The organism is Rhodococcus sp. SGAir0479, from assembly GCF_005484805.1.
Classification (GTDB): Bacteria; Actinomycetota; Actinomycetes; order Mycobacteriales; family Mycobacteriaceae; genus Prescottella.
On sequence record NZ_CP039432.1, the window covers coordinates 956,649 to 975,943 of the forward strand.

A 19,295-nucleotide genomic window follows, 5' to 3' on the forward strand; every position below is an offset into this window, starting at 1 on the left:
CTCATACCGGACTGAGGTTCTGGGTGAGTGTGATCAGGACGTTGTTCAGCGTGACGCTGGTGCCCTGCGCGATCGTGCCCGACGTCGCCGGGTCGAAGGTCAGCCGGGCTGCGATCGTGATCGTCTCCCCGTCGTTCTCGTCGGTCACCCGGGCGTTCGGCAGCGTCTCGCCGCTACTGGTCTTGGCGGTCAGCGACGTGTCCACCAGTTGGGCCCGCAGCGCCGGATCACTGACCCCGGAGAACATCTCGGAGGTGTCGGCAGCCAGTGTCGCCGACAGGTTCGTGCCGCTGGCCGTGACCGTGCTAGTGCACGAGTACTCCAGCGTGTCGCCGGGCACGATCCGGAAGTCCGGCAGATCGATGGCGACGGACTGACCGCCGGTCACATCGCGCCAGCCCGACCCCGACGTCGGCGTGCACTCGCTGAGCGCGAGCGTGCCGGAGGTGATGGTGCCCCCGCCCGACTCCGTCTGGTCCTGCCAGAACGCGAACGTTCCGGCCCCGCCCAACAGCAGTACTGCTGCGGCACCGGCGGCCAACGCGGCCTTTGCTTTCCGATTCATCGTATCCACCCCTTGCGATCCGCCCCCGACTGGGCGATGGCTCCTTATCGGACTTATCCCTCATACCCAAACCAAGCGTTCGGTACGCGCGGCGTTACCGAATCGTGAAGTTCGGGTCCTTTCGGAGTGAGCCCCGTCGGCGATGGAGGCCGCTCAGTGCCACCGGCCGGGCTGGTCCCCGGTGTCGAAATCGCCCGCCTGGTGGCGCAGTTCGGTGAGCAGCCGGATGAGGGCGTCCAGCTTGTCCGGTGCCAGCCCCGGTGCGGCGAACACCTTGTCGTTGAGCGCCTCGGTCGCCCGGCGCGAGATGTCCCGGCCGTCGTCGGTGATCTCGATGAGTGTGGCGCGACGGTCGGTGGGATGGGGGACGCGGCGTACCAGCCCGGCACGCTCGAGGCGGTCGACGGCGTTGGTGACGCTGGTGGGATGGACCTGGAGTCGGGCACTGGCCTTCGCCATCGGTAGGGCGCCGGTGCGGGTGAACGTCAGCAGCGTGAGAAGTTCGTAGCGCGAGAACGTGAGCCCGAAGGGCTTGAGCGCCTCGTCGACCCGCGCCATCATGATCTGCTGCGCGCGCACCACCGACGTCACCGCGGCCATCCCGTCCGCCACCGCGCCCCAGCCGTGCTCGGTCCACTGGCGGTGCGCTTCCTCGATCGGATCCAACGGCAGCGGTGACGGCGACGGCATGCCCCGATCATCCCATGAGGCCCGGATCGGTCCGCACTACCGGCGCGGTTCTTCCGGTGATCGGGTTCCGGGTTCCCGGGCGACCCTGACCGGGGCTAACGTTCGGTGTCATGGCGCACACGACGGAACTCGAGACTGCTCGCTCCCAGTCGGTGCCCACCCGCACGCCGTGGGGCCAGCACGCGCTGCTGCACGCCGTGTTCTTCCTCATGGGCGGCGAACTGTTCCTCATCTCGCCACTCCTGCCGACCATCGCGGACGACTTCGGCACGAGTATTCCGGCGACGGCTCTGGTCGTCACCGCGTACGGCCTGACCTACGCCGCCGCGAGCCCGATACTCGGGGCACTCGCCGAGCACGTGGCGCGACGCCGCGTGATCCTGCTCGGCGTCGCGGTCATGGTCGTCGGCGAGATTTTGTGCGCGCTGGCACCCAACCTGCCGTTGATGGTGGTGGCGCGCATGGTCGGCGGGATGGGCGGCGCGTTGATGGGCCCGGCCATCTGGGCGTTCCTGGCCGAGACTGCCGTGCCTCACGAGCGCGGCCGGGCGATCTCCCGCGGCGCCGCGGCCTACGCGGGCGGGCAGATAGTCGGTGTGCCGCTGGGCACGCTCGTCGCGGCGAGCTTCGACTGGCGGTGGGCGTTCGCCGGGGTCGCGCTCGTGCTGGCCGCGGTCGGCGCGTCGATTGCGATCCGGCTCCGCGAACCCGACCGGGTTGTCGTGCGACCGGCGCGGGCCGCCACCGCTCTCGCCTCGTCGTTCCGGCTGTGGACGCTTCGCACCTTCCGTCTGATCATGCTGGGAAACCTGTGCGCACAGGCGGCGCGCCTGGGGACCTACGCCTTCGCGGGCGCGCTTTTCTCGACGCGGTTCGGGTTGAGTACCGAAACCCTCGGCCTCGTCGGCGCGCTCGTGGGCATCGGGTCGTTCACCGGCTCCCTGCTCGCCGGGCCGGTGATCGACCGGTGGCGTGCCGCGGGACGACGCGAACCGGTGCTGTGTATCGGCTGGGGCGGATTGCTCGCGGCGGCACTGGCGCTCGCGGTGCTGGCGCCCACGAGTTGGGTGAGCATCGTCGGCTTCATGCTCGCATTCGCGGCCGGCTCGGCGTTCTTCAGTACCGGACAGGTCTTCCTGACGACGGAACTGGCCGAGCGCCGGTCCGCCGCGGTCTCGTGGAACAACTCGGCGATGTACATCGGAACCGCCGTCGGCACGGCGGTTCTCGGCGCCCTCGGATACGGCAGCACGGGATTCGCAATCGGGGCCGTCGTGTTCGCCGTTGCTGCCACCACGTGCAGCGCGCTGCTGGCGACACGGCGCTGACGGGTACGCAGCGTGGACCCGGACGACGTCGGGCCGGGCTCCTCGTGGAGTCCGGCCCGACGTCGAGTAGGGGAATCAGCTCATGGAGCTGAGCTGCTGAATGAGCGGCATGACGGTCTTGACGATGTCGATGACGGCGCTGATGGTGCTGAAGGAACCCATATTTCAGTCCTTTGACGTGATCCGGTGAATGTGGCCCGTCGCCACTGGCGGTAAAGCTAGCAGTCACGCGGGAGAATTGCGCAAGTTACACCAAACGGTCGAACGATTGTTCCGACGGTGCCGGGCGGGCCGGCCGAACCTGCCGAAGGCGGTCACCGCCTCGCGCGTGCCGCGGTGACCAGCGCGCGAGCGTCCTCGAATCGAACGAAGCCCGCGGCCACGGCGCGGTCGGTGGCTTCGGTGAACCGTGCGACGTAGGCGTCGTGGTCGGGATACAGGGCGGCGATCGTCTCGGGCGGCAACGCCACCGTCGCACCGTTGTTGGGGACGTGCACGGTCTCGCCGGTCAACGTGGCGACCGGGACGTCCACGTGCGGGGTGCGGACGCCGCCGCGCGCGTTCCCGAACTCGTCGCGGACGATGCCGGTGTCGGTGGTCTCGATGGGCGCCGCGGACGGGGGAGGGGTGCCGCCGGCCACCCACGTGTCGAGCCGGCGCAGCGCCGCGGACACCACCGCCGCCTGCGGACCGTCGTTGACGACCGGGATCGCGGCACGCAGATCCTTGACGGTGCCGAACTGGGCGGTGTACTGCGGATACAGGATCCGCAGAGCGTGGGCGTCGGAATGCGCCGTGCCCGCGATCTCCCAGGTGCAGATCCGCGCGGTGTCCGGCTGGCGCGCCGCGACGAACGCCCGGGGCCGGGACCGCCGCCGAGTTCGAACAGTTCCGTCTCGGTGACCACCTGGAACACCGGGGTGTCGAGGTCCGTCCGGACCCGCGCCGGCGCGACCACGTCCGGTCCGTCCGGCCCGTCGAGTTGCGGTAGCCCGGTGCCGGCCCCGAGCGGCGCCCCGAAGCCCGCACGGCTGTGGACGAAGAAGCCGTCGAAGACCCGGGCCTCGGAGTGGATCGCGTTGACATACGTGAGCAAGCGCATCGCGGACTGGGACTGACCGACCGCGAGCAGCCGCTCGACGGTCAGGCCGGCGAGCGGGTTCGATCCCCGCGGCGCGCGGAGCGCGGCGCCCGCCTGCGTGAAGATGTCGTATGCGTAGGCGTCGCCCGGGTGGTGCAGCGGACCGTACCGCTGCGGGTCCCACGCCTTGAGCCCCACCACTTTCGGGCCCATTGGGCTGCCCCCGGTGCTGTTGACACCGGCCGCCTGTGCGGAGACACCCACCCAGACGTACCCCTGCAGCAGCTCGGCGTGCATGTAGCCGAAGTCGACGTCCACGTCGACGTTCCCGCTCACGTTGAGCCACTCGACCACGACCGTGCCGTTGCACCGGCTGCGGTCCGCCGGCGCCCGCACCAGTAGCCGCGTCCGGTACGGGGCCTGCCCCGCCTGCGCGACCGGCCAGTGGCCGTCCGAATCCCACGGACCGTCCTCGCGGAACGCCGTCGCGGTGCCGCTCAGGAAGTACTCCTGCTCGGTGTATCCCGCGGCGGCGAGGTCGAGGGCGGTCGCTGTTCCGGGCGAGCTGCGCATGCCCTCCGGAAGCCGGTCCTGATCGGTGTCGAATCGTCTTGCGTGCAGGAACATTCGGATCGAGCCTCTCTGACAGGGGACTGCGCCGTTGCAGTCCCCATGGAAAGAAACCTAGCCCGGAATGTGGCGACAATCACACAAAGGTCTCGTTGGGTGAGACTCTTTCTCGGTTCAGCCGCCCGCGTAGTCGCCGAACCGCTCGTCGACCTCCTCCGCGGTCAACCCGTACTCCTCGAGGGTGTACTTGTGCGCCGGCTTGCGGCTGCCCGAGCGGCTCTCGGCGTGCATGTCCTCCATCGCCCGGTGTGCCTCCGGGGTCAGCGGAATCGAGAAGTGCGAGTAGATCTTCTCCACCGTGCCGAGGGGGTCGCCGACGAAGTCGGTGTAGTCGACGTCGATGAACTGCGCCGGGTCGTACTTCGCGCGGGCGGCGGTGAAGTCCTCGAGGCCACGCGCCCACAGGTCCAGTTGGCTGCGGCCGATCACCTGACCACGGAACTTTTCGGACCAGCCTTCGGTGGCCTGCTCGGCGAGGCTGCACACCGACGGCACGATGGTGCGCGGCGGGCGGTGAGTCTGGATGACCAGGGCGTCCGGGTACACCGCCATCAGTTCGTCGAGTGCGAACAGGTGGCTGGGGTTCTTGAGCACCCACCGCCGATCCCGATCCGGCAGGCCGATGAGCTGCAGGTTCTTCTTGTGCCGCGCGTAGGCGTTGGTCCAGTCCTGCTTCTCGAGCCACGCCGAGTAGGTCGGCAGGTGGGCCAGGCACTCGTACGACACGGACTTGAACGTCTGCCGCAGCAGCTGCCAACACTCCTCGACCTCGCCGGCCGACATGTAGTGCACGCCCATGAACTCGGGATGCTCGATGTGGTGCTTGCTGAACTGCTGTTCGATGGCCTGGAACACCGGGTCGGACTCCCAGGTGTCGCGGGGCGGGCGCGGTTGCGGCATCTCGGTCAGCCACATCTCGAGGCCCTGGTGGCCGGGGTCCACGGTGAGCAGCCGGTGCAGTGCGGTGGTGCCGGTCCGTGGCAGGCCGGTCACGAAGACGGGCCGCTCGATCGGGACGTCCGCGTGTTCGGGGTGCTGCTTCCACGCGGCCTCGCTCAGCAGGCGCGCGACCAGCGCGCCGCGCAAAAACACTCGGGAGATCTTGCTGCCGAACGGCGTCAGCTGCTCGTCCCTCGCGTACGAGTCGAGGAGAACCCCGAGAGCCTCGGTGTAGTCGTCGGTACCGAAGTCGTCGAGTCCGGTCATCCGGGTCGCGGACGCGTGCAGGTCCTCGACAGTGCCGACCGACGTGCGGTCGGAGCTGCGGTCAGTCATCGTGCTCCTTACGATTCGTGCGCTAGTGGTGGAACTCGCCGCAGTTGACGTCGATGCACTGTCCGGTGATCGCGCTCGCCATGGGGGAGGCCAGGAAGATCACGGCGTCGGCGATCTCCTCGGTGGTCGGCAACCGTTTGAGGTCGCTGTTGGCGGCCGTGTGCTCGTAGATCTGCTCCACGGTGATACCGAATTTCTCGGCCTGGTGCTCGAAGTACTTCTTCAGGGTGTCGCCCCAGATGTAGCCGGGGGCAACGGAGTTGACACGAATACCCTGCGGGCCCAGCTCGGTCGCGAGCGACTGCGACATCGCGAGCAGGGCCGACTTGGCCAGCTTGTAGCTGCCGTAGCGCTCCTGCGAGTGCCGCAGCACCATCGAGTTCACGTTCACGACGGCGCCCTTCGACTCCGCCAGCGCCGGCGTGAACAACTGGGTCAGACGCAGCGCGCCCAGCACGGTCAGTTCGATCGCGTCCCGGATGTGCTGGAAGTCGGTGCGGGCGAACGGCTTCATCGACGGCACGGTGAACGCGTTGTTGATCAGACCGTCCACCCGGCCGTACGCGTCGGTGGTGGCGGCCAGCAGGTGCGCGGCCGACGCGTCGTCGGTGATGTCGGTCGACACGGTCACCGCGCGCCGGCCCAGGTCGGTCACCTCTTTGGCGACCTCGTCCAGCCGGGACTGGGTGCGGGCGGCGAGCACCAGGTCGGCACCGGCCTCGGCGCAGCGCAGCGCGAGTGTGCGGCCGAGTGCGGGGCCCACACCCGAAATGACGATCACCTTGTTCTCGAGAAGTGCGGACTGCAGCGTCTTCGTCATCGTTACCCCAGCATCCGGTCGGCGACGGCGGCCTGGCGCTCCCCGATGCGGGCGGCGAAGTCCTCCGGCGTGATCTTGTTGTGTTCGTGGAACGGCAGTTTCGCGGGGATCTCGTCGAACTTGACCACCTCCACGGTGGGACCGTCCGCGGGGGTGAACTCCCGCGACGTGCGCTGCCACCGGAACTGCAGGTAGCCGCGTGGGTGGCCGAGGGCCTCGAGCCAGTTGGTGACGCCCGGGTTCCGTTCGCTGAGCACCATCCGGATGTTGCCGTCGGGATCGACCTGGGCCTGGGCGTTGTTGAGCGACGTCTGATGATTGATGTAGTCGAGCGAGATGTACCAGAGGCTGCCCAGCTGGAAGCCCTGGTACGGCGCGTCGGACTGGGGCACGGTGATGATCATGGCCTCGTCGTCGGCCAGCTCGTAGTGGCCCACCGACGAGTACTGCGTCGCGAGTCCGCCCGGCGTCAGCCGCGGAGCGGTCATGGTGTTGAGCGGCAGATCGTCGTAGAACCACTGCGGGAACTGCAGCCACGTCTTGACGCGGCTCACCAGTGCCCGGCCGGCGCGGGCGAACCGCTTCTCGGTCTCCTCGCGCGTCAACGCCGCCGTCGGCACTCCGCGGCGATCGGCGCGTTCGATCCGAATGGTGCCGCGCTGCTGGCTCCAGTCGCTGTAGACCTCCCGGACCACCAGCTGCGACGAGCCCGGCGCGAGCGTGTAGTGGTTGCGGCGCCCGTCCGCCGGACCGGGACCGAAAGTGACGACGAACCTGCCGTCGTCGTCGATGTCGAGTTCGCGGTCGTCGAACGCGATCTCGCTGCCGGGCACGTTCGAGTTCGTGTAGTTGCCGCTGAGAACCTGGAAGCTGAGGTCGGCGGTGGTGCCGCGGGTGCCGGTGACGATGTACTCGGCGTCGTCGTCGATGCGCGCACCGAAGTACAGCGTGTCCGGGTTGTCGAGACCCATCTTGGTGAACGGCCCGGTGCCCTGGATGAAGTTCGGATGCGTCTTCTCGGTGGCCCAGGCCGCATGGACGGTCGCCAGGATGCCGCCGGCGAGGTACTGCATGCCCTCCAGCAGGTCCTGTTCCGTCCGGATGTGGTGGGCACTCTCGACGAGCTTCTCGGCTTCGGCGATGGCCTCGGCCAGGGGATCCGTCAGCACACCTTGCTCCTTCGGTCCATGGGTACAAATATGTACCCCGCTGGTAGAACATGCGTCGAGCCGACGATAGAACGTGTTTCAAGGAGTGGTCAATGACTTCAGTGGAAGCCGAGTCCGCCGAGGCCGGGGGGCGGCGCTCTCCGCCGACCGCCCGAGTCGTCCAGATCCTCGACTTTCTCGTCGCCCGCGACGAGCAGCGATTCGGGTTGTCCGAGCTGGCGCGGGCGCTGTCGATCAGCAAACCGACGTGCCTGGGGATTCTGTCCGAGCTGGTGGCCGGAGGGTATCTCACCCGGGATCCGGCGTCGAAGTCCTACGGGCTGGGCCCCGCGCTCATCGCCGCGGGCCGAGCGGCCCAGCGCGGCTTCGCGGTAGGGCCCATCGCCCGTGCCCACCTGGACGAGATCGCTGCCGAGTTCGGTGCGGTGTGCACGGCGTCCGCCGTGGTGGGCGACCAGGTCATGATCCTCGAGACGGTCGCGCCGCCGGGAGTGACGCTGGGGCGCACCGCCGCCCGGGTGGGACAGGCCTACCCCTTCGCGCCGCCCGTGGGCCTCATGTACGTGATCTGGGACGGGGACGAGGACCTCGAGGCGTGGCTGCGGCGCGAACCGGCGCTGCCCGTCGTGCTCGACCGCGACCTGCTGCGGCGCGTCGTCGAGGACTGCCGGGACGTCGGGTACCTCGTCGAGCGACTCACCCCGGTGGGGCGCAAACTCTTCTCCCTCATGGCCGGGGTCGCCGGGCGCGGGCTGCCGACCGAACTGCGTGAGCTGATCGGGGAGATGGTCTCGAGTCTCGGGGAGCGCGTCTACCTGCACAGCGAGACCGAGGCCGACGCCGAGTATCCGGTCAGTCTCATCGCGGCACCGGTCTATGACGCCGACGGACACCAGTCGCTGGTGCTGACGCTGGACGTGGGCGGCTCGATCAGCGGCGCGGAGATCGCCCGCCGCGGCGCCGCCCTGGTCGCGGCCGCGGATGCGGTGACTGCGCAGGTCGGCGGGCGGGCGCCGGTTCGCCACCCCTGACCTGGCCGAATGTCACATGCGTTCAGTTGGACTGAACCGATGTGACATTCGGCCAACGCGGGGCGAGCCATTGACCGCATCTGTAACAGGTTCTACTCTCGGGCCAGAGTCAGTTTGCGAACCGAGTCGGTACAAATATGTACCGAGAGATCGAGGAGCCGCGCGTGACACCCCTGGCATCCCCGTCCACCTACGAGCTGTCACATCTGCAGGCGCTCGAGGCCGAGGCGGTCCACATCTTCCGCGAGGTCGCCGCGACCTTCGAGCGGCCCGTCCTGCTGTTCTCCGGCGGCAAGGACTCGGTGGTGATGCTGCACGTCGCCACCAAGGCGTTCTGGCCGGCGCCGCTGCCGTTTCCGGTGATGCACGTCGACACCGGCCACAACTTCGACGAGGTGATCGAGTTCCGCGACACCACGGTCGAGCGTCTGGGCCTGCGGTTGGTGGTCGCGAGCGTCGAGGACGACATCGCGGCGGGCCGGGTGGTCGACGAGACCGGCCCGCGGGCGAGCCGCAACCGGCTGCAGACGCACTCGCTCCTGCGCGGCATTCGGGAGAACCGTTTCGACGCGGTGTTCGGCGGCGCCCGCCGCGACGAGGAGAAGGCCCGCGCCAAGGAGCGGGTCTTCAGCTTCCGGGACGAGTTCGGGCAGTGGGATCCCAAGGCGCAGCGGCCCGAACTGTGGAACCTCTACAACGGTCGGCACCGCCGCGGTGAGCACATCCGGGTGTTCCCGCTGTCCAACTGGACCGAACTCGACATCTGGCAGTACATCGCCTCGGAGGAGATCGAGCTGCCGTCGATCTACTACGCGCACCGCCGCCCGGTCGTCGAACGCGACGGAATGCTGTTGGCGCGCACCCGGTTCCTGACGCTTCTCCCCGGTGAGGAAGCGCGCGAGGAGCTCGTGCGGTTCCGCACCGTCGGCGACGCGACGTGCACCGGCTGCGTCGAGTCGTCCGCCGCCACCGCAGCCGAGGTCGTCACCGAGGTCGCGGCCAGCCGCATCACCGAGCGCGGTGCCACCCGCGCCGACGACCGGATCTCCGAGGCCGGCATGGAAGACCGCAAGAAGGAGGGGTACTTCTGATGGCCCACACCCAGCAACTCCTCCGCGTCGCCACTGCGGGCAGCGTCGACGACGGCAAGTCCACACTGATCGGGCGCCTGCTGTACGACTCGAAGTCGATTTTCGAGGACCAGCTCGAGGCGGTCGAGCGCAGCAGCCGCGAGCGCGGCACCGAGTACACGGATCTGGCGCTGCTCACCGACGGCCTCCGCGCCGAGCGCGAGCAGGGCATCACGATCGACGTGGCGCACCGCTACTTCGCGACGCCGCAGCGCAAGTTCATCATCGCCGACACCCCCGGGCACGAGCAGTACACCCGCAACATGGTCACCGGCGCCTCCACCGCCGACCTCGCGCTGATCCTCGTCGACGCCCGCAAGGGCGTGCTCGAACAGACCCGCCGGCACGCGTTCCTGTCGACGCTGCTCGGGATCCCGCACCTGGTGCTGTGCGTCAACAAGATGGATCTCGTGGACTGGTCGCAGGAGCGTTTCGAGGAGATCAAGGACGAGTTCGGGCAGTTCGCGACCAAGCTCGACGTGCACGACCTCACGTTCATTCCGGTCTCGGCGCTCAAGGGCGACAACATCGTCACCCGCACCGAGAACATGCCGTGGTACGGGGGTTCGTCGCTGCTGCACCATCTCGAGGACGTGCACATCGCATCCGACCGCAACCTCATCGACGCGCGGCTGCCCGTCCAGTACGTGATCCGGCCGCAGCGGCAGACCGACGCCGACCTGCACGACTTCCGCGGCTACGCGGGCACCGTCGCCAGCGGAGTGTTCAAGCCGGGCGACGAGGTGGTCGCGCTGCCGTCGGGATTCACGTCGACGATCTCCGCGATCTGGGGGCCCGGCGGGGAGGAGGTCAAGGAGGCCTTCGCGCCGTCCGCGGTGTGCGTGCAACTCGCCGACGACCTCGACGTCAGCCGCGGCGACACCCTGTGCAGGCCGAACAACCGACCACTCGTCGGTCAGGAGCTCGACGCGATGATCTGCTGGTTCACCGAGCAGTCGTCGCTGAGCCCGGACGCGCGGTACACGGTCCTGCACACCACCCGCGCGACGAAGGCGCAGGTGGTGCGGCTCGGCTACCGCCTCGACGTCAACACCCTGCACCGGGACGAGACCGCCCAGTCGTTGACGCTCAACGAGATCGGGCGCGTCCAGCTGCGCACCCAGCAGCCACTGCTGTTCGACCCGTACCGCCGCAACCGGGTGACCGGCAGCTTCATCCTCGTCGACGACACCACCGGCAACACCGTCGCCGCCGGGATGATCACCGGGCCCACCCTCAAGGAATCGAAGGTGGTGTGGCACTCGGCGGCCGTGTCCCGCGACGAGCGCGCGACCCGCGGCTCGACGGTGTGGCTCACCGGGCTGTCGGCGTCCGGGAAATCCACGGTCGCGGTGGAACTCGAACGACGTCTGGTTGCCGCCGGAATTCCCGCGTATCGGCTCGACGGCGACAACCTGCGACACGGTCTCAACGCAGACCTCGGGTTCAGCGCCGAGGATCGGGCGGAGAACGTCCGGCGCGTCGGAGCCGTCGCGCAGCTGCTCGCCGACGCCGGCATGGTCGCGGTCGCCTCGCTCATCAGCCCGTACGCCGCGGATCGCGACCGCGTGCGCCGACTGCACGAGGAGGCCGGCCTGCCGTTCGTCGAGGTGTTCGTCGACACCCCGATCGAACAGTGCGAGGCGCGCGACCCCAAGGGGATGTACGCCAAGGCCCGGGCGGGGGAGATCACCGGCTTCACCGGCGTCGACGACCCGTACGAGGCGCCCGAACGAGCCGAACTGGTGCTGCGGCCGGAGGACGGCGACCCGGTCGCCCAGGCCGCCAAGATCATGGAGTATCTGAACCTGTGAGCACCGACGCCGAACTGGCCGCCGACCTCGCCACCCGCGCGGGCGACCTCCTGCTCGACATCCGGGCCCGCGAGCTGGGGGACACCCCGCTCGACACGGCCGCCGCGAAAGAGTTGGGCAGACGCGGTGACAAGGCGGCGAACGCGCTCCTGCTGGAAGCGCTGACCGCCGCACGCCCGCTCGACGCCGTGCTGTCCGAGGAATCCGCCGACGACGCTGCCCGCCTCGACAACGAGCGCGTCTGGATCGTCGACCCGCTCGACGGGTCCCGCGAGTACGGCCTGGCCGGACGGGCCGATTGGGCCGTGCACGTCGCGCTGTGGGAGCGGGACGCGGGTATCACCGCGGCGGCCGTGGCACAGCCCGCACGCGGCGAGGTGTACGTGGGGGGAGCGGCCCGCGCGGCGACGCCGGACCGCGAACGTCCCCGAATCCTGGTGAGCGACAGCCGTCCTCCCGAGTTCGTGGCCGCGCTGGCGCAACGCGTCGGCGGCACGGTCGCGTCGATGGGCTCCGCCGGCGCCAAGGCCATGGCGGTCCTACGCGGTGACGCCGACGCGTACGTGCATGCCGGTGGGCAGTGGGAGTGGGACTCGGCGGCGCCGGTCGGTGTCGCCCTCGCGGCCGGGCTGCACTGTTCCCGGATCGACGGCACACCGCTGCGGTACAACCAACCGCACCCTTACCTGCCGGATCTGCTGATCTGTCGCCGGGAGCTCGCGGTGCCGCTGCTCGCCGGGATCGCCGAGCTGACCGCCGCGGCGGCCCAGGACAGTCCGCGGGTCGCGATGGCACGCGAGTACATCGCCTCGCTCGTCTCACACGATGCGAGCAAGGTGCGGCTCGCGCGCCGCTGCCACCGCTACGAAAACGGTCAGCGCACGGGCGATTCCGGTGACGAGATCCGTGGACTGCTCGAGACCGGCGGGCAGTACCGGCCGATCAGCGCGGTGCGCGACCTGCAATTCCGGGAATGGGGCAGCGACGTCGTCGCCCGGTTCCTGCTCGACATCACCGCCGGGCGCGACACCCTGACCGTCGCCGTCACCGAGCACTTCTCGATACCCGGTGCCGAGATCGATGCGATCACCGCGGTCATCGAACCGCACCCGTGACGGTCAGGCCTCGGCGACGTCTCTCGTCAGAGCCGCTCCGAGGGCATCGAGCAGCAGCTCGGTGCCCTCCTTGCGGCCCCCGGCGTCGTCGTGACCGTCGAGGAACGCGCCCTGTTCCGTCATCACCAGACGAGTGCCGCGCTCGTCGGGAAAGAACTCGATGGTCGCGAGCGAGACCGACGTCCGGACGTCGTCCATGTGCATCTCGTACGTGTACACGATCCGTTCGTTCGGCACGATGTCCAGGTAGATCGACGAGAACGAATGCACGGGACCGCCTTTCGGTCCGCCGCTGACGGTCTCGCGCCCGCCGACGCGGAAATCCATCGAGCCCTCGTCCGACACCCACTCGTCGGGATGAGTGAACCAGCGCGCCTTCGCATCGGGATCGGCGAACGCGTGGAACACCCGTGCGGGACTTGCCTCGTAGATGCGTTCGACGACGAATGTGGAATGAACGACCGATCGGGTGGTCATGGTGACTCCTCGACTCGTGTGACTTGGTCGGTCTCGGCGAGGTACTCGCCGAGTCGGTCGAGACGGCGCTCCACGTTCGTGCGCCGCTGGGCGATCCACTGCCCGGCACCGTCGAGCGCGTCCGGAACCAGATGGCAGGTGCGGGTGCGTCCGACCTTCTCGGTGCGCACCAGTCCGCTGGCCTCGAGAACCTGGAGATGCTGGACGACGGCGGGCAGTGACATGTCGAGCGGGGCCGCCAGCTCGCTGACCGAGGCCGGGCCGCGACCGAGTCGCTCGACCATTCCGCGCCGGCTCGGATCCGACAAGGCGTGGAACACCTGATCGAGCGGTGCAGAATACTTAAGCACATTCTTAAGTATCGCTGCGCCGGTCGAGAAGTCAAGCGGTGAAGGCGAAAACGCCGGACCGCGTGAGTGTCAGTAGTGCAGCGTCATCGGCCCCGGGTTCCACAGCCCGGACCGGCGTTCGGTCACGGTGTCGATCTCGGCGGGCACCGCCGAGCGGTCCCGCGGGGTGAACTGCTCGATCTGTCCCCAGTCGCGCCGCCAGTCGTGGTTCAGGTACGACGGGATGGTGCGGGCGGTCAGCAGCTGGTCGGTCCAGCCCAGCGGCCCGCCGCCGGCGTGGTCCTGCCACAGATTGGTCGAGACGGCGCCGCCCCGGTCCGGAAGGATCCGGTACTGCGGCACCTCCGCGACGCCGTTGCGGTGCGAGAACGGCTGCTGGCACGGGAACTGGAGTCCCACCGCCCAGTCCGCGAGCACCGGGGTGTCGGAACCGACCACGTCGTCGAGGGTCCGCGTCTGCGGCACGCGCGGCGGCGTGAACGCCAGCCACTGGTCGGGGTCGCGGTTGTCGTCGGAGGCGACCAGCCGGACGGCGTCGGCCTCGAGGGGCAGCTGGTCCAGCGGCACCCGCACGTTTCGCCACGACGGCGCGGGACCGATGTCGAGCGGCAGCGCGCGACCGAGAGCGGTGACCGAGCCGTCCGATTGCCGGGCGCCGTACTCGAGTTCGAGGTCCCGGCCCGGGGTCTCGACGCCGTCGGGATCGACGCTCCGGATCCGTCCGGCCACCGCGATCGCGACGAGGTCGCCGCGGGTCCCGTCGGCGCCGACACCCGGCAGCCCGTACCACCCGCTGGTCAGGGCGGCGTCCGTCTGCTCGGTGCGGCTGTAGCTGCCCAACACGGGCGTGGTGGCCGGGTCGAGACCGTAGGGGAGCGCGACGGTGCTGCCACCCACGCCGGTCTCACCCTCGCCGCCGCCCGTGCCTGCGGTCGCGTCGGTGGACGTCGGCGCCCCGTCGGTGTCGGTATCGACCAGATTGGCCGCCCCGGTCTTGGCGGTGTCGGCATCCGCGCTCAGGTCGGATGCGACACCGTCGGGCGTGAACCCGGTGGACCCGTCGCCGGCGAGCGCCGTCGCGACGTCCCCGGAAAGCGGTTGCAGCATGGACGCGTCGGGGTCCATCTCGAGCAGGACATCGCGCGCGAGTCCGCAGTTCTGTCCGCGCAACGCGTCCACGTTGGAGCGCGCCAGCGAGTACGCCGGATACTGCGTGACGGCGCCCTTGGCGAGCGAGAGCACCTCGAACAGCACCATCGCGGCCGCGGCGATCGTGAGCGGTGGCAGCGCCCAGAGCGGGCGGAGGCGGGAGCCGGGAACGGGAGCGCGGGAATCGCGCAGATGACACCACGCCGCGACCGCGAGCGACAGCAGCGCGCCACCGAAAAGCACGGTCGCGGCGCCGGTGCCGGCGGTCGAGGGCGGCTTGTCCCACCACGGCACACCCCACGCCGAGACGTACCAGTAGTTGTTGGTCCCGATGAACGTCATGGCCAGCAGGAACAGCACCCCGGCCGCGAACAGCGCGCGGTTGCGGGGAGAGCGCAGCACGGCCGTGCCGACGGCGACGGCGGTGAGCACCGCCAGCGCGCCGGCCAGCCCGGCGAACACGCCGAGATGGTGCGTCCACTTGGTGGGGGTGAACATCATCAGCGCGACAGCGCCGAACGTCACCCCGATGATCCGGCGCGACGGCCCGGCCGCGGTGCCGGGGATCCGCCCGCTCCTGCGCACCATCGCCAGCGTGCACACCGCGATCCCCAGGAACATCACGAAGATGCCGAATCGGCGCGCGAGCGAGCCGTCGGCGGTGTCGTTGAGCAGCCACTGGTAGCGCAGATTCTCGCTGAACCACTTCTCGTCGGGGCCGGCGGCGACGTGGGCGTCCTGCATCACGGGGACCGAGGCGAGGGTCTGGTCGGCGAACACCGCGACCAGGATCGCGGTCCCCGACGCGATCATCGGCAGCAGCAGCGCCGGGTAGCCGACGCTCTCCGCGCGGGCCACGACGATCCGGTACAGCGGACGGGCCCCGGCGAGCAGCGCCGCGAAACAGATGATGCCGGAAGGCCCGACCGAGAGAGTGGCGGCGGCGACGACGATCGCGACGGCCGCCGGCAGCAGCCGTCGGGTCGCGATGGCCCGCTCGACCGAACACCACGTCAACAGCACGCCGGCCGCCACCACGGGCTCCGGACGCAGCCCGTTGTTGTACGGCAGCCACACCGCCAGGAAGCCGAGCGCGCCGGTCCACAGCGCGACCCGGCTGGTGCGGGCCGCGGCACCGAGCCGGGGAACGACCTCGCGGCTGAGCACCATCCACGTGACGATGCCGGCGAGGAGGGCGGGCAGGCGGACCCAGATGCTCGCGTTCCAGATGTCGTCGAGCAGGCCGAACAGGTAGTAGTACGGCGTCCCGAACGGGGTCTCGGGAACCCCGAAGTAGCGGAAGTAGTTCGACATGTAGCCGGACGACTGCGCCGACCGGGCCATCGTGTACTGGTAGCCGTCGTCGGCGGTGGTCGCGCCGATGAAGTGCCACAGCACCAGCGTGCCGACCACGACGGCGTCGGTCACACCGAAACGCCACCAGCGGGCGGGCAGGAACCGTCGCGCACGGCGGCCGTCGGAACCGTCGAGGCTGTGCAGCGCAACCAGACTCGCGAGCGTCGCGAGGACTGCCACGATCATCGCGACGACCTTGACCGGCGCGGGCGACGACGAGAACCGCGAATCGAGTTCGGCCCGCACCTGGAGTCCGGCGGGCGCGGCGCCGTCGATGTCGCTGAAGATGCCGACGATCTGGGGGCGGTGGTCGCCGTCGAGTGTCTTCGCCGGAAGGGGCTGCGCGCCCGTACGTCCGGTCACCTCCAGCGTGGTGCGGGTGGCGTCCGACGAGACGGTCACGGCGCAGTCGGGTCCGGTCAGCTCGGGCAGGGGCACGGACAGCAGTGCGGTGTCGCGCAGGATCACGTCCAGGCGCGCCGGAGAGTCCGCGGACGCGGCAGTGGTCTTGGCGACGAAACCGTACTGCTCCGTGCCGGGCGCCCCGGACGGGATGGTCGCGGCCACGAACCCGCCCGAATCGAGTTCTCGCGCTGCGGTGCACGGGATGCGCGCGTCGAAGCTCTGCGGGGCGTAGGACACCAGCGGTGCCTCGACGCTCGTGGCGACGCCGTTCTGCGGCCACGACACGGACGCCTGCTGCTGGTCGACGGGCAGCAGCGGTATCGCGACGGCCGCGAGCACCCCGATCAGCGCGGCGACGATCGCGATCAGCCGCGGCCGGGTCGGTCCCCGCCTCGTCGGGGCCGCCGGGGCCGTGCGCCGAGGCGGCACCTTCGCGGATACCGACCCCGTCCCCACCATGCTGTCGACCACGAGAAGGCATCGTAACCGCACGAGAGCCGGTTTCGGCCGACTTGCGTGCCGTCGCCGAATCCGGCAATTCGCCGGGTAGAACGGACGGATGAAGGTATTCACCGGAACCGATGCCGCGATCGATCCGGCGGCGGTGGCCGGGTTCGCCCGTCGTGCGGAGGCCGCCGGGTACGACGGGCTGCACGTGTCCGAGACCGTGCACGACCCGTTCCTGCTGGCGCTCCTGGCGTTGCAGGCGACGGAGCGGATCGTCGTACGCACCTCGGTCGCATTGGCATTCGTCCGCAGCCCGCTGCTGACGGCGTACACCGCGTGGGACCTGTCGAGGATGTCGGGTGGACGGTTCCACCTCGGGCTGGGCAGCCAGATCCGCCAGAACATCGAGGAGCGGTACGCGATGGAGTGGTCCGCGCCGGCCGCGCGCATGCGCGACTACGTCGGGGTGGTCCGTGCCGCGTTCGAGTCGTTCCGCACGGGCGAACTCGTCCCGTACGAGGGGGAGCGGTACCGGTTCACCCGGATGCAGCCCTACTTCAATCCCGGTCCCGACCAGGACACGGTGACGCCGCCGATCTACCTGGGTGCCGTGGGCCGGCGGATGCTCGCGGTCGCGGGGGCGACGGCCGACGGCCTGATCACCCACCCCACCAATTCCGACCCGCAGTTCCTGTTCGACGAATGCCGGCCGGCACTCGCGGAGGGCGCCGCCGCGGCGGGACGCTCGCTCGACGGGTTCGACGTGGTCGCGGGACTGCAGGTGATCACCGGGGCCACCGACGCGGACGTCGCCGCCGAACGTGACCGCCGGCGTCGACTGTTCGCGTTCCTGTACTCCACTCCGGCCTATCGGGGTGCGCTCGTACGGCACGGGTTTCCCGACCTGCAGGCGAAACTGGCCGACCGCGTCCGGTGCGACGACTGGGAAAGGCTCGAGGACATCGTTACCGACGAAGTCCTCGCCACCATCGTGCCGACGGCCCGGTACGACGCGCTCGCCGGCGCGGTCCGTGAGCGCCTGGACGGTATCGCGCAGAGTGTCACGCTGGCGCTCCCCGAGAACGCTGATCAGGATCGCTGCATGGCCGACGTGATCGCCGAACTACACGCCGGATAGCTTCGCGAAAGGTGCAGGAAGAGGAATGAGTCGTCTCGCCCGGATCGTGCCCTTGCTCGCCGCGCTGGTGTGCGGCGCGCTCGCCGGTCGCGTGCTGTCGTCCCCGGTGCCCGAGCACTATCTCTGGGCCGAGAGTGCGCTGCCGGCGGCCCTCGTCACGAACGGTGCAGGCGTCGCGGCCGCGGCTGTCGTGGCGGTGCTGGTCACTGTGGTGCTCGTCCGGCGGCGATCGGTGACCCTACTGACAGCGGCTGTCGTGGCCGGGCTGCTGCTCCTCGCGTTGCCGGACGTGCTGGGCTACCCGGACGAGCCTGCGGTGCTCCTGTACTCGAATGCCGTTGCCGCAGGGGTGATTCTCGGTGCGGTTTCGCCTCTGGCCGCGCGCGAGCTGAGCGCGCAGGTGGCGCTCGCGGTGGGTGCCGTAGGTGCCTTCCTGCTGTCGGGGGCGGTGGCCGACGTGAATCGAGGTGGTACGGCGGACTTCGGTTGGACCGCGTATACCCCGCTGACCTCGCACCCGGTCGAGCGCTCAGGCGTGGTGGGTCTGTGGCCCGCCGTCGTCGCGGCGGTGCTCGTCGTCCTGGCGGCCGTGCTCGACCGCAGGACGTCGTGGGTCGCGCGTGTCGACACCCGCTGGTTGGCGGTCGCCGCCGCGCTGCCCGTCGCGGCCTTCGGTGCCGTCCAGATCCTCACGGAGTCAGCGGAACTGCTGCAGCCGCAGTGGTGGTACCCCTACGCCGGTCTGGCGACGGTGCTCGTGGCGTGGCTCGCGTGGCAGCTACCCGGGCGCGACGGGCAGCTGATTTTCGCCGGAGCGGCGATTCTCGCTGCAGCGGCTGTGAGAACACCCTGGACGAGCGGCGAGTGGTGGGCGCTCGCCGTCCCCGCCGTACTGATCGTGGCCGGTGCCGCGGTGGGACTGCGGTGGCCCGTCCCGGCGGCCGGGTTCGGCCTCTTGGCGGCGGCGGTCGCAGTTTCCCTTGTCGGTTTCGACCACTCGGACGTCTCTGCCTTCGTCTACGCGATCGCGCTGCCCGCCGGGGTTGGGTACGTCGTCGGCTCGTGCCTGCCGACGTCGGCGCCGGCGACGACGGTCGGACTGTCACTGCCGTTCACGATCGGCGTTCCGGCGGCCCTGTCCACGGCGTGGGCGACCGAGACCCGGTACGCGGACTACGCGCCCGCGCCGTTCGACTCGCCGGAGGCTGTTCCGACGGCCGTCGCGCTTACGTCCGTCGCCGTGATCGTGGTGTGCGCCGTCGGCGCCTGGGGGCTGGACCTGCGGTCCGGGCCGCGCTGACGAACGACCCGGAAACGGCCGAAGG

The 19,295-nt window shown here is 69.8% G+C and carries 16 protein-coding genes and 1 pseudogene; 7 read left to right on the forward strand and 10 right to left on the reverse strand.

The genetic code is table 11. The features are described from left to right. Nucleotide 1: 1 nt before the first annotated feature. Both E7742_RS04445 and E7742_RS04450 read right to left on the reverse strand, forming a co-directional pair. A complete protein-coding gene (locus E7742_RS04445; protein ID WP_137797841.1) occupies nucleotides 2-565 on the reverse strand; it encodes an alternate-type signal peptide domain-containing protein in 564 nt (187 codons plus the stop codon). A gap of 153 nt (nucleotides 566-718) precedes the next feature. Continuing rightward, a complete protein-coding gene (locus E7742_RS04450) occupies nucleotides 719-1,255 on the reverse strand; it encodes a MarR family winged helix-turn-helix transcriptional regulator (protein ID WP_137797842.1) in 537 nt (178 codons plus the stop codon). A gap of 110 nt (nucleotides 1,256-1,365) precedes the next feature. Here E7742_RS04450 and E7742_RS04455 point away from each other — a divergent pair, with 110 nt between their 5' ends. Continuing rightward, the gene (locus E7742_RS04455) at nucleotides 1,366-2,583 is read left to right on the forward strand and encodes an MFS transporter (RefSeq protein WP_137797843.1); all 1,218 of its coding nucleotides are present in this window, start codon (nucleotides 1,366-1,368) and stop codon (nucleotides 2,581-2,583) included. A 314-nt stretch (nucleotides 2,584-2,897) separates the two neighbouring features. Here the strand turns inward: E7742_RS04455 and E7742_RS23435 are convergent, their stop codons facing one another. The 5 genes and pseudogenes from E7742_RS23435 to E7742_RS04475 all read right to left on the reverse strand — a co-directional run bounded on the left by E7742_RS23435 (nucleotide 2,898) and on the right by E7742_RS04475 (nucleotide 7,558). After that, nucleotides 2,898-3,404 carry an alpha/beta hydrolase domain-containing protein gene (locus tag E7742_RS23435; protein ID WP_254699265.1) on the reverse strand — a complete coding sequence of 169 codons (507 nt, stop codon included), beginning with the start codon at nucleotides 3,402-3,404 and terminating at the stop codon, nucleotides 2,898-2,900. Nucleotides 3,405-3,514: 110 nt separating this feature from the next. Next, nucleotides 3,515-4,291, reverse strand: a pseudogene (locus E7742_RS23440) (alpha/beta hydrolase domain-containing protein); the annotation flags it as partial. Between the two features lie 117 nt (nucleotides 4,292-4,408). Further along, nucleotides 4,409-5,569: a sulfotransferase family protein gene (locus E7742_RS04465; RefSeq protein WP_137797844.1), complete on the reverse strand. Its 1,161-nt coding sequence runs from the start codon at nucleotides 5,567-5,569 to the stop codon at nucleotides 4,409-4,411. A gap of 22 nt (nucleotides 5,570-5,591) precedes the next feature. Continuing rightward, nucleotides 5,592-6,389, reverse strand: coding sequence for an SDR family oxidoreductase (locus E7742_RS04470; RefSeq protein ID WP_137797845.1), 798 nt, complete (start codon nucleotides 6,387-6,389; stop codon nucleotides 5,592-5,594). A gap of 2 nt (nucleotides 6,390-6,391) precedes the next feature. Beyond that, entirely contained in the window at nucleotides 6,392-7,558 is a 1,167-nt protein-coding gene (locus tag E7742_RS04475; RefSeq protein WP_137797846.1) for a hypothetical protein, read from the reverse strand. A gap of 92 nt (nucleotides 7,559-7,650) precedes the next feature. Here E7742_RS04475 and E7742_RS04480 point away from each other — a divergent pair, with 92 nt between their 5' ends. The 4 genes from E7742_RS04480 (at nucleotide 7,651) to E7742_RS04495 (ending at nucleotide 12,648) form a co-directional block, all read left to right on the forward strand. Further along, complete coding sequence (locus E7742_RS04480) at nucleotides 7,651-8,589, forward strand: IclR family transcriptional regulator (protein ID WP_137797847.1); 939 nt, start codon at nucleotides 7,651-7,653, stop codon at nucleotides 8,587-8,589. A 137-nt stretch (nucleotides 8,590-8,726) separates the two neighbouring features. Beyond that, on the forward strand, nucleotides 8,727-9,680 hold the full coding sequence (gene cysD, locus E7742_RS04485; protein ID WP_137797848.1) for a sulfate adenylyltransferase subunit CysD: 954 nt from the start codon (nucleotides 8,727-8,729) through the stop codon (nucleotides 9,678-9,680). Beyond that, nucleotides 9,680-11,533, forward strand: a complete 1,854-nt coding sequence (cysC, locus tag E7742_RS04490; protein WP_137797849.1) for an adenylyl-sulfate kinase — start codon at nucleotides 9,680-9,682, stop codon at nucleotides 11,531-11,533. Before cysD ends, cysC begins: the two co-directional genes overlap by 1 nt. Further along, complete coding sequence (locus E7742_RS04495; RefSeq protein WP_137797850.1) at nucleotides 11,530-12,648, forward strand: 3'(2'),5'-bisphosphate nucleotidase CysQ; 1,119 nt, start codon at nucleotides 11,530-11,532, stop codon at nucleotides 12,646-12,648. The genes cysC and E7742_RS04495 overlap by 4 nt, the downstream gene beginning before the upstream one ends. A 3-nt stretch (nucleotides 12,649-12,651) precedes the next feature. Here E7742_RS04495 and E7742_RS04500 read toward each other — a convergent pair whose 3' ends face one another. From E7742_RS04500 to E7742_RS04510, 3 genes are all read right to left on the reverse strand, one after another. Continuing rightward, complete coding sequence (locus E7742_RS04500; protein ID WP_137797851.1) at nucleotides 12,652-13,125, reverse strand: SRPBCC family protein; 474 nt, start codon at nucleotides 13,123-13,125, stop codon at nucleotides 12,652-12,654. Next, the gene (locus E7742_RS04505; protein WP_137797852.1) at nucleotides 13,122-13,475 is read right to left on the reverse strand and encodes an ArsR/SmtB family transcription factor; all 354 of its coding nucleotides are present in this window, start codon (nucleotides 13,473-13,475) and stop codon (nucleotides 13,122-13,124) included. The genes E7742_RS04500 and E7742_RS04505 overlap by 4 nt, the downstream gene beginning before the upstream one ends. A gap of 69 nt (nucleotides 13,476-13,544) precedes the next feature. Next, complete coding sequence (locus E7742_RS04510) at nucleotides 13,545-16,844, reverse strand: arabinosyltransferase domain-containing protein (protein ID WP_137801041.1); 3,300 nt, start codon at nucleotides 16,842-16,844, stop codon at nucleotides 13,545-13,547. A gap of 100 nt (nucleotides 16,845-16,944) precedes the next feature. On the opposite strand from E7742_RS04510, the gene E7742_RS04515 reads away from it, so the two are divergent. Both E7742_RS04515 and E7742_RS04520 read left to right on the forward strand, forming a co-directional pair. Next, nucleotides 16,945-17,970, forward strand: a complete 1,026-nt coding sequence (locus E7742_RS04515) for a TIGR03617 family F420-dependent LLM class oxidoreductase (RefSeq protein WP_137797853.1) — start codon at nucleotides 16,945-16,947, stop codon at nucleotides 17,968-17,970. Between the two features lie 25 nt (nucleotides 17,971-17,995). Then, nucleotides 17,996-19,270, forward strand: coding sequence for a hypothetical protein (locus E7742_RS04520; protein ID WP_137797854.1), 1,275 nt, complete (start codon nucleotides 17,996-17,998; stop codon nucleotides 19,268-19,270). The last annotated feature ends 25 nt before the right edge of the window (nucleotides 19,271-19,295 follow it).

Excerpts from the sequence above, each read along its gene's own strand:
- E7742_RS04445 (WP_137797841.1), bottom strand. The coding sequence starts at position 565 with ATGAATCGGAAAGCAAAGGCCGCGTTGGCCGCCGGTGCCGCAGCAGTA.
- E7742_RS04450 (WP_137797842.1), bottom strand. The coding sequence starts at position 1,255 with ATGCCGTCGCCGTCACCGCTGCCGTTGGATCCGATCGAGGAAGCGCAC.
- E7742_RS04455 (WP_137797843.1), top strand. The coding sequence starts at position 1,366 with ATGGCGCACACGACGGAACTCGAGACTGCTCGCTCCCAGTCGGTGCCC.
- E7742_RS04465 (WP_137797844.1), bottom strand. The coding sequence starts at position 5,569 with ATGACTGACCGCAGCTCCGACCGCACGTCGGTCGGCACTGTCGAGGAC.
- E7742_RS04470 (WP_137797845.1), bottom strand. The coding sequence starts at position 6,389 with ATGACGAAGACGCTGCAGTCCGCACTTCTCGAGAACAAGGTGATCGTC.
- E7742_RS04480 (WP_137797847.1), top strand. The coding sequence starts at position 7,651 with ATGACTTCAGTGGAAGCCGAGTCCGCCGAGGCCGGGGGGCGGCGCTCT.
- cysD (WP_137797848.1), top strand. The coding sequence starts at position 8,727 with ATGTACCGAGAGATCGAGGAGCCGCGCGTGACACCCCTGGCATCCCCG.
- cysC (WP_137797849.1), top strand. The coding sequence starts at position 9,680 with ATGGCCCACACCCAGCAACTCCTCCGCGTCGCCACTGCGGGCAGCGTC.
- E7742_RS04500 (WP_137797851.1), bottom strand. The coding sequence starts at position 13,125 with ATGACCACCCGATCGGTCGTTCATTCCACATTCGTCGTCGAACGCATC.
- E7742_RS04510 (WP_137801041.1), bottom strand. The coding sequence starts at position 16,844 with ATGGTGGGGACGGGGTCGGTATCCGCGAAGGTGCCGCCTCGGCGCACG.
- E7742_RS04515 (WP_137797853.1), top strand. The coding sequence starts at position 16,945 with ATGAAGGTATTCACCGGAACCGATGCCGCGATCGATCCGGCGGCGGTG.
- E7742_RS04520 (WP_137797854.1), top strand. The coding sequence starts at position 17,996 with ATGAGTCGTCTCGCCCGGATCGTGCCCTTGCTCGCCGCGCTGGTGTGC.